The 9587-nt window shown below is 41.5% G+C and carries 6 protein-coding genes and 2 pseudogenes; 5 read left to right on the plus strand and 3 right to left on the minus strand.

What is annotated here, in order from left to right:
- A pseudogene (locus tag V4T18_RS17900) lies at positions 1–307 on the minus strand (polysaccharide deacetylase family protein); the annotation flags it as partial.
- A gap of 110 nt (positions 308–417) precedes the next feature.
- Here V4T18_RS17900 and V4T18_RS17905 point away from each other — a divergent pair.
- Both V4T18_RS17905 and V4T18_RS17910 read left to right on the plus strand, forming a co-directional pair.
- Positions 418–1170 (plus strand): threonine/serine exporter family protein, encoded by a 753-nt coding sequence (locus V4T18_RS17905; protein ID WP_332651759.1) that lies wholly within the window; start codon positions 418–420, stop codon positions 1168–1170.
- Positions 1171–1182: 12 nt separating this feature from the next.
- Positions 1183–1671 (plus strand): threonine/serine exporter family protein, encoded by a 489-nt coding sequence (locus V4T18_RS17910; RefSeq protein WP_332651761.1) that lies wholly within the window; start codon positions 1183–1185, stop codon positions 1669–1671.
- Between the two features lie 37 nt (positions 1672–1708).
- Here V4T18_RS17910 and V4T18_RS17915 read toward each other — a convergent pair whose 3' ends face one another.
- Complete coding sequence (locus tag V4T18_RS17915) at positions 1709–3721, minus strand: EAL domain-containing protein (protein WP_332651763.1); 2013 nt, start codon at positions 3719–3721, stop codon at positions 1709–1711.
- 607 nt (positions 3722–4328) lie between these two features.
- On the opposite strand from V4T18_RS17915, the gene V4T18_RS17920 reads away from it, so the two are divergent.
- On the plus strand, positions 4329–6053 hold the full coding sequence (locus V4T18_RS17920; protein WP_332651765.1) for an ABC transporter ATP-binding protein: 1725 nt from the start codon (positions 4329–4331) through the stop codon (positions 6051–6053).
- Positions 6050–7873, plus strand: a complete 1824-nt coding sequence (locus tag V4T18_RS17925; RefSeq protein WP_332651767.1) for an ABC transporter ATP-binding protein — start codon at positions 6050–6052, stop codon at positions 7871–7873. The genes V4T18_RS17920 and V4T18_RS17925 overlap by 4 nt, the downstream gene beginning before the upstream one ends.
- A 48-nt stretch (positions 7874–7921) precedes the next feature.
- On the opposite strand, the pseudogene V4T18_RS17930 reads toward V4T18_RS17925, so the two are convergent.
- Positions 7922–8371 (minus strand): annotated as a pseudogene (locus tag V4T18_RS17930) (NUDIX hydrolase).
- 155 nt (positions 8372–8526) lie between these two features.
- Here V4T18_RS17930 and V4T18_RS17935 point away from each other — a divergent pair.
- Positions 8527–9402, plus strand: coding sequence for a GNAT family N-acetyltransferase (locus V4T18_RS17935; RefSeq protein WP_332651768.1), 876 nt, complete (start codon positions 8527–8529; stop codon positions 9400–9402).
- The last annotated feature ends 185 nt before the right edge of the window (positions 9403–9587 follow it).

A 9587-nucleotide genomic window follows, 5' to 3' on the forward strand; every position in this document is an offset into this window, starting at 1 on the left:
ATGCCTTTATGTATTTCGTAATAAAATGATTAAAGGATTCGTCATCTGTCTGTGGATATTGGATGGCGAAAGGTGCAATTTCGTCGTTAGACATATCCGAAATAATACGAATGCCTGGGAAAGCAGAATTTGCTTCTGTTACATTGGATAGAATCTCAGCTTGATCGGCTGAAGCTTCGTTGTTTTGGAACTTAAACTTACCGTCAAGAATGGTGAAAAAAAAGATTGCCCCAGTTAGAGATAAAATAATTGAGATTAGGAAGATATCAACCCAAGGTCCGCGTCTTTTTTTACGTAGGTTTTCCATGCTGTTTGCGCCCCTTTCTGTGGTAAAATACATGTGGAAAAAAGAAAAACGTCGTAAAAATTTGAGTCGTTACTTCATAGTACGGACTAATCGAAAGGAGGTTCCCGAAAATGACAAAAAATGATCAAAATAATGAGATAGCAATTGACTGCTTTTTGCTTGCTGGTCGCATAATGATGGAAAGTGGTGCCGAAACGTATCGAGTTGAGGATACAATGCTCCGGATGGCACGTTCGCAAAATTTGGAGGACGCGCAAAGCTATGTAACACCGACCGGAATCATTTTTTCATTGGGGAGAACACAACCTACAAGAATAACGTCGATTTCAACAAGAATAACGGACTTACATCGAATTACACTAGTAAATAATGTATCTCGCAAACTTACTTCTCACATCATAACACTAGAAGAAGCGTATGACGAGTTAAAAAAGATACAACGAACGAACTATTTTTTACCAATAATCATCCAAGTATTGGCAGCATCGTTGGCTAGTAGCTGCTTTTTAGTTATGTTTAATGGATTGTGGTCAGATATTCCTGTAGCCTTTGTTGCCGGAGGGACGGGATTGTATGTAGTTACAGTTATTCATGCTATGACACGGGTGAAGTTTTTCTCTGAATTTTTAGCTGCGCTAGTCGTTGGCACAATTGCCTTCTTCGCTGTGCAAGCTAATCTTGGAACCGAATTAGATAAAATTATCATTGGCTCTGTCATGCCACTTGTACCAGGCTTACTTATTACAAATGCAGTCCGTGATATGATGGCCGGGCATTTTACAGCAGGAATGGCAAAGGGGGCGGAAGCGTTCTTAACCGCGTTTGCTATTGGATCGGGCATTGCGCTCGTATTATCGTTTTAAGGAGGGCGCAGGATGGATCTTTTAATTCAAGTAAGCCTTAGTTTTATTGCTACTGCCTGCTTCGGTGTTGTGTTTAATGCACCTACGAGGGCAATTCCTGCATGTGGACTTGTCGGCTCTGTAGGGTGGACGATTTACTTTTTGTTATCTCAGTCTGGCATAGATGAGGTGCAAGCCTCTTTTATCGGGGCATTTGTCGTTGCGATTGTCGCGCATTTATTTGCTCGTAAATTCCGTATGCCGATGATTGTTTTTAGTGTTTCAGGTATTATTCCGCTTGTACCGGGAGGCATTGCTTACAATACGATGCGCAATATTGTGGAACTCGATTATATAACAGGGATGGGGAATGGAATACGTGCCTTTATGATTTCCGGTGCTATTGCGATGGGTCTTGTATTTGCAGAAGTTATTATTCAGCTACTGTTTCGTCTGATGCGGAAAGGGTTAACGTCAATTCAGTCCTATATTAAGGTGAAAAAGCCAAGGAAAATAAAATGAGATGGGTCCCCAATGCGGGAACACCATCTCATTTTTATTAGAATTGCTCATATTGCTTGCGTATTTGCTCCGGCGATACAGCTTTACTAATATAGTATCCTTGTATACTGTCACAGCCATAGCTTTCAAGAAGCTCTTTTTGCTGCTCTTCCTCAACACCCTCTGCAAGAACCGTTAAATTCATCGATTTGCCAAACTGAACCATACCATGAATTAAGCGCTGTGTTTTTTCAGATTTCAGTAAAGAGGCTATAAATGTTTGGTCGATTTTTAAAATTTCAATTGGTAATAGCTGCATATATCGGAATGAAGCATAGCCAGTTCCGAAATCATCTAGTACAAATACGATTCCTTCACTTTCAAGCTGGCGCATTTGCTTAATAATCGAAGTTTCAGCTTCTGCCTCAAGTGCAAATTTTTCTGTAATCTCGATTTGGAGTAGATTTGCTGGGCAGCCTGTTCTTTCAAGTGTTTCTAGGATTGATTTTGCCATATTTTTATCGCGGAACTCACGAACAGATGAGTTAATGCTCACCTTTAAGTTGATGCCTGCATTTTTCCATTGAAGTGCCTGCATACAAGCCTTTTCTAGCATAAAGGAGCCGATATTATGAATTAAGCCGGTTTCCTCTGCAATTGGAATGAGTTCATCTGGTGTAACAACACCGATTTCCTCATCCTCCCAACGTACAAGCGCCTCAACTGCTGTCATTTTGCCGGTTGTTAAATCAAGCTGTGGCTGGTAAAGTACCTTTAAGTTTTTTTGGTCTAGTGCTAATAGTAAACGCTTTTCAACAAGTGATTTACGATTGATCGCTTTATGTGTCGATTTTGATAAGGCAACAACATGACCACCACCAGCATCACGTACACTAGCGATTGTAGCAAGGGATGCCTTCATCAGTTGTGAGAAGGATGATTGATCCTCTGGCGATCGAGTGATTCCACCGCTAATTGATAATGGGACAGCCGTGTTGTTATTGTAAATAGGATGCTGCTGTAAGTAGCTTAAGAATCCTTGAATAAACCACTCAGATAATGGTGTAATCACAACAAATTCATTTTCGTTAATTCTTGCCATTGTGCTGTCCTGGAAGTACATTTTCATACGCTTTGTAAATTCGATAATTAAATTACTCTCTAATGTAGCGGCATGTAGCTCCTTTAAAGTGTAAAATTTATCAATACTTAAATAAACGAACGAAAAATGACGCTCTTCCTCAATCATTTCCGTAATAACCTTTTCTAAGCGATGGACGTTCATTAGTCCCGTTTCAGTATCGATATAAGCTATTTTTTCAAGCTGTAGCTGAACCATTTTATCTTTTGTAATGTCTTTTTCAATTAACATATAGCGACGGTTATCTACTGTATCCCCTACAGTTGGGATAGCCGTTAAGTGCACCCAATAGGATTGTCCATTTTTTGTAGCCTTCTCGACTTCTCCTTGCCAAATGTTTCCGTTTTGAAGAGTTTTCCAAATTGCTTGAGCGATTTTAGTGCTTTCATCATTCTCAGGGAATAGCTTCCAAAATGTTTTTCCTAACACACGTTTTGGCGTCCATTGACTTGTCTTTAAAAAAGGCTGGTTACAATGAATGATAAAGCCTTCGTTATCAATCGTTACCATCATAAATGAAGATTGTATTCCATTGCGAAGGTCGATTAGCTCTTGTTGGCTACTGTCAATGGCGTTCATTATTTCGAGCGGTGTACACATCACAAAGATGGCGGGTTCACCTTGATAAGAACAACGTTTTGTTAGAACCGAAATACTAACTAAGCTTTCGTCTCTTGTTAATAGTTGAATGTTGCTTAATTGGGTAGGTTTTGTGCTTTCTAGTAAGCTCATCCAAACATCATTAGGAACAAGAGAAAATAAACTGTTCTTTATTGTAGTATTTTCAAAATCGTCAGCCTTGTAACCAAAATAATGCTCGCTCCAATCACTCCACTTTAACATATCACCGCTGTGATCCATGATAAAGGAAGGGAATGGCGTCTGGTCCAATAATTCATTATTCAGTTGATAGGTTTGTAGTGGGCTCATCTATTCTATATCTCCTTACTCCGTATATATATACTAGTATTATAGAGAATTTAAGTCATATAGTCATTAGTAAGCTTATGTTATTTTTTTACTATTCTATAATCTTAGGGACTTTAAACTCTTTTTTTGGGAACTCATATCGATAATTTTGATAAAAATTAATAAAATTATAATTTCCAAGTGTTGTAATAAGGTTAGTGAAGTGCCTCTTTTAAATTTATTACTAACTAAATTATAGGATTCTAGTCTTATATAAATATATGACAATATTATCATTAAATATTACATAGTATCAGTATTGATTAATAATATTGTTCTATTTTCCGTGGCGCTAATATTGTTAAGAATACCATGACTTATTATCTAGTGGGAACAATTTTGTTTGTTATTTGAGTGAATTTAGTTATTTCGAACGTACTTTTGTACATAAAATCGTCTTTTTTTAACTTATTATAGTGACTAGCACTCGATTTACAGGAAGGAGTATGGCGTTTTGAACAGATAAGAGATAATGCACGCGTTACTTTTAAAAAAGCTGAAAAATATGCCATAATAAATGCAGTGTATAGAAATTCGAGAGTCGAAGTAGTTGTAAGGGGTTGTTTTTGTGAAAACGGTATTTTCTTATGTAAAACCGTATAAATGGCCAGCGTTGATTGCGTTATTATTAATGCTAGTTGAGCTATTTGTTGAATTAGTCCAGCCGTTAATTATGGCCAAAATCATTGATGAGGGTATCCTCCAGCAGGATGGTACGACAATTTGGCAATGGGGTCTCGTGATGTTTGCGTTAGGCTTGCTTGCTTTAGTATCAGGTATTACAAACTCATATTTTAGCTCGCATGCAGCGCAAAGCTTTGCGTTTGATCTACGTAATGCATTGTTTCAAAAAATCCAGTCGTTTACGATGGCGACTTATTTGAAATTTCCTACATCGGGCTTGATTACAAGGTTAACGAGTGATATTACACAGGTGCAGAACGTGTTGTTTATGAGTTTACGTATTATGCTTCGGGCTCCACTTGCAGTAATCGGTAGTATTGCTATGGCGTTTTTTGTGAATGCGAAAATGGCGGCCTTTTTAGTAATTGGTACGCCATTCTTACTTCTGTTTCTAGCGATTATGGTAAGTAAAGGGGTCAAATACTTTAGCCTAGTACAGTTTCGTTTGGACCGCGTAAATCGCGTGCTGCAGGAAGGCTTACAGGCAATTCGTCTAGTAAAGGCGTATATGCGGGGTACGTATGAAGGTAGTCGTTTCGAAAGGGTAGCGTCTAATTTACAGCTTGATACGATGAAGGCACTTCGGGTGATGGAGCTTATTATGCCGGTATTGCTGCTGGTGATGAATGTGAGCCTACTCGGTGTATTATGGTTTGGCGCTGTAGAAATTCGCTCAAATGAAGCGCAGGTTGGAGATTTAGTGGCTGTAGTCAATTATGCAATGCGTGTTTCTGGCGCATTTTCGATGTTTGCTTTCATTATTATCGCTTTTGCCCGTGCTAAGGCTTCCTCTGAACGGATGGAGGAAATTCTAGTTATCCAGGATGGACTTGAAAGAAGGGCAGGTACAGATGAGCCGCTTGATGAATCGAAGCTAGGCACAGTAGAGTTTCGAAATGTATCGTTCCATTATCCGAGTAGTGAGCGAGCGGTGTTGTCCAATGTATCGTTTACAGTGGAGCAGGGGCAGAAGCTCGCTATTATGGGGGCTACGGGAGCAGGGAAATCGACACTGCTTAGCTTAATTCCGCGTTTTTATGAGGCGATAGATGGCGAGGTCATCGTAAATGGGCGGAAGGTGCAAGCCTGGGATTTAGACGATTTACGTGAAATGATCGGCTTTGTGCCGCAGCAATCGATGCTATTTACCGGCTCGATTTATGAAAATGTGAGCTGGGGTAAGCAGGACGCCGTGTTAGAGGAAGTGCAGGAGGCTGCCGGTCAGGCACAAATTCATAGTGCGGTAGAAAGCTTCCCTAACGCCTATGATACACGTGTCGGTCAAAAAGGCGTAAACTTATCCGGTGGGCAAAAGCAGCGGCTATCAATTGCTCGTGCGCTTGTTCGTAAATCACAAATTTTAATTTTAGATGATAGTACGTCAGCACTTGATGTGAAAACAGAAGCGGCTCTTTGGGATGCCCTAGAAAAGGAGCACGCGACGATGCTCGTGGTGACACAGAAGGTACGAACCGCACAAGGGGCAGATGCTATCCTGTTACTAGATGATGGGCAAGTAGTTGGCTTTGGTAACCATGAGGAGCTCCTCGAAAAGAGTGAGCTTTACAAAAAAATTGCACATTCACAGCAGGAGGGGGTGTCCGGATGAAGTTTCTTGAAAAACCTTTTGGCTACGAACGTGTGCTAACGAAGGAAGACTTAAAGGGTTCTGGTAAAAAAGCGAAGGGCCCTCGAGCAAGAAATTGGAGGACCACGCTCGGTCGAATTTGGAAAATTGTTGATGAGCAGCGTGCATTACTTGTGACAGTGCTCCTAATGGTCGTGCTAAGCTCTGCTCTTTCGTTAATTGGTCCATTTTTAGTTGGGCGAATCATTGACGACTATATTGTGATAGGTAAGTTCCATGGCATGCTTGAGCCAATTTTTATACTAATTGGGATTTACATTGCGCTATCGATTTCGTTATTCCAGCAAAATTACTGGATGATCGGCATTGCGCAGCAAACAGTCTATAATATGCGAACGGGCGTATTTCAAAAGCTTTTGATGCTTCCTGTCTCGTATTTTGATAAGCGTCAGCACGGGGAGCTAATGAGCCGAGCAACGAATGATATCGAAACGGTCAGCTCTACATTGAACAGTGCCTTTATTCAAGTGTTTTCAAGTGTGCTGACTTTAACAGGTACAGTCCTTGTGATGCTGTATTTAAGTCCATTGTTAACGATGCTAACGATGCTCATTATTCCACTTATGTTTATGGCGATGCGCTGGATAACACGCCGTACGAGCAAGCTGTTTAAGGAGCAGCAGGCAGCGGTCGGCGCTTTAAATGGAATGATTGAAGAAACGATTTCTGGTCAACGAGTAGTCAAGGCATTTTCTCAGGAAGAGCGTGTACTAGCGGAATTCCGTGAGAAAAGTGCAAGGCTACGCCGAACAGGCTTTTGGGCCCTATCGTATTCTGGCTATATTCCAAAAGTAATGAACGGTCTGAATAATATGAGCTTTGCCATTGTGGCAGGAATCGGTGGATTACTTGCATTAAAGGGCCATGTATCGATTGGGACAATTGTAATTTTCACTGAATATGCACGTCAATTTACACGACCATTAAACGATTTAGCTAATCAATTTAATACGGTGCTATCTGCTATTGCGGGCGCCGAACGAGTTTTTGCGGTGATGGATGAGCCGGCTGAAGAGGATAATGGAGCAAAGGATGTTAAGCTGCGAGGCGAGGTAGCATTTCGTGATGTATCGTTCCAATACGAGCAGGAGGAAGGCGCCTACATACTACGCAATGTTAGCTTTCATGTGGAGCCAGGACAAACAGTTGCATTGGTGGGAGCAACGGGTGCAGGGAAGACGACGATTATGCAGCTGATTGCAAGGTTTTATGATGTTGGAGGTGGACGTGTAGAATTTGATGGGCGCGATGTCCGCGAAATTTCCAGAGAATCCCTGCGTAGTCAGATGGCGTTCGTCTTACAGGACCCATTTCTATTTGAAGCCACGGTGTATGATAATATCCGTTACGGCAAGCTAGATGCAACGGACGAAGAGGTAGAGGCGGCAGCGAAAAAAGCAAATGCCCTTGATTTTATTATGAAGCTTCCAGAAGGCTATCGAACTATTTTAACAGCGGACGGCAGCGAAATTTCACAGGGACAAAAGCAGCTGCTATCGATTGCCCGTGCGTTAGTCGCCGATCCTGTCATTTTACTATTAGATGAAGCAACGAGCTCTATCGATACCGTAACAGAAATGAAAATCCAAGAGGCGCTTGAGGTGCTCATGGAGAACCGAACAAGCTTTGTCATCGCCCACCGGTTAAATACAGTCCGCAATGCCGACATCGTGTTTGTTATGCAAAAGGGTGAGCTAGTTGAAGCTGGCCCTCAAGCGGAGTTACTCTCAAGTGACGGCATTTATGCAAGCATGGTGATGGCCGGAAATGAAGTGCTGTAGGTTGTTTGAAAGTGTGTCCCCGGGTAGTGGGGGATGCACTTTTTTGCACTAAATAATCATTTTTAAATAATAATCTAAAACGACCTTGTCTGGAGGACTAATGGTTTTGGGAAGTTCGTTTAGCTAGAAAAACTGTAATTCAACTGCTTCTTCTCTATCGTGTTTAAGAAATCCAGTATAGGCATTACAAACATAGGCAGCTAATACATTATATACTTCATCTCCATGTGGATACTTGTAGTAAAATTCTTCACCAGAAAATACGTGCAGGAGTTCTAAGGCCTCTGGTGTTAAACCACTCTCTTCCTGCATTTCTCTAATAGCCACTTCTTCAAGTGATTCACCTAATTCCATCGAGCCACCCATAAGTCCCCAACAATGATTATCCTTTCTAAGCTGCAATAAGACGCTATTGTGATGAAGGATAATAACGCAAGCGCCCACCATAATAAGTGGCTGAGTACCAAGCTTTTTCCGCAAATTCATTATGTACCCCATAAATTCTCTCCTGTAGTTAGAATAAATTAATTATACTTCTTTAAATGACCATGAAAAAAGGGAAATAAAAGTAAATATTGATAATCTCAGTTGCGGCTGCAGGGGGCATTGCTCTAAAATAAGTACATAATTTTAAGTGAAGTGGAGCGCGGTACATGAATTTTTCAATGATGACAGTATCGTTTCCGATTGATGAGGAAACGTATAACGAAATAAAGGCTCTTTGTGAGGAAAGTCGTATAGGAGATGGCGTATATTATCAAACGGTGCTGAACTTACCTGTAGCGCGTGACTACACAGCATTGGGATTTTTTGTATTAGTGTACGATGATGAGGCGGAGAAATTAGTGGGCGTCGCAAGTGCCATTGATTTAATGGGCTTAAATACGTATGAATGGTCGATGCTAGTGGCACCGATGTACCGCCAAATTGGAATTGGAGGTGCCCTATTGAATGTTCTGCGCGATGGACTAGAGGCGCGTGGAGCGGAGGGTGAGCTAGCTTTAGCAGTTCAAGGTGAAACATTCGGACGTGCCTATTTGGAAAGTCGAAACTATAGCTACAGCTTTTCAGAGGCAACACTAGAAGCTAAGGCAGAAGAGATTAGGTTACGTGAGAATCTAATCATGCGTCCATTTCAAGTCATGGATACGGAGTCACTTGTTGCGATTTTTAGCGAAGCATTCGGTGATTTACGTGAGGAATCTCTAGAGTTGATCCAATTTAATTCAACGACAGAGGGGCTGCAGCTCTGGGTAGCGGACATGGACGGAAAGGTCGTTGGTACGGTAACATCTCGCAAGGAGGGCGATAGTCAGTGGGTGACTGCATTAGCTGTTCATCCAAATATGGAAGGACAAGGGATCGGCACAGCCCTGCTGAATTGGGTAAAGCACATTGCATTCCAGGGCGGCGAGAAAATGGTTATGCTAGAGGTCGAAATTGAAAACGAACGCGCCTTATCTCTGTATAAAAGGGCCGGCTTTTTGAAGTCGATGCAAATTGATTATTTTGTTTATGGCGGTAGGTAGTTTTTAAGTTTTTTCGTGTGGGTGAGTGGAGTTGGGAGGGGAGGGGGGCGGTTTGATCGGATAGGGGTTGCTTTTGTGCGTATAGGGTGTTCGTTTTGTTCGGATAGGGTGTGCTTTTGTGCGTATGGGGGTTCGTTTTGTTCGGATAGGGTGTGCTTTTGTGCGTATGGGGGTTCGTTTTGTTC

The organism is Lysinibacillus sp. 54212 (assembly GCF_036662795.1).
Classification (GTDB): Bacteria; Bacillota; Bacilli; order Bacillales_A; family Planococcaceae; genus Lysinibacillus_B.

What these genes read in the sequence shown, in the direction of transcription:
- V4T18_RS17905 (WP_332651759.1), top strand. Translation starts at nt 418, where the DNA reads ATGACAAAAAATGATCAAAATAATGAGATAGCAATTGACTGCTTTTTG.
- V4T18_RS17910 (WP_332651761.1), top strand. Translation starts at nt 1,183, where the DNA reads ATGGATCTTTTAATTCAAGTAAGCCTTAGTTTTATTGCTACTGCCTGC.
- V4T18_RS17915 (WP_332651763.1), bottom strand. Translation starts at nt 3,721, where the DNA reads ATGAGCCCACTACAAACCTATCAACTGAATAATGAATTATTGGACCAG.
- V4T18_RS17925 (WP_332651767.1), top strand. Translation starts at nt 6,050, where the DNA reads ATGAAGTTTCTTGAAAAACCTTTTGGCTACGAACGTGTGCTAACGAAG.
- V4T18_RS17935 (WP_332651768.1), top strand. Translation starts at nt 8,527, where the DNA reads ATGAATTTTTCAATGATGACAGTATCGTTTCCGATTGATGAGGAAACG.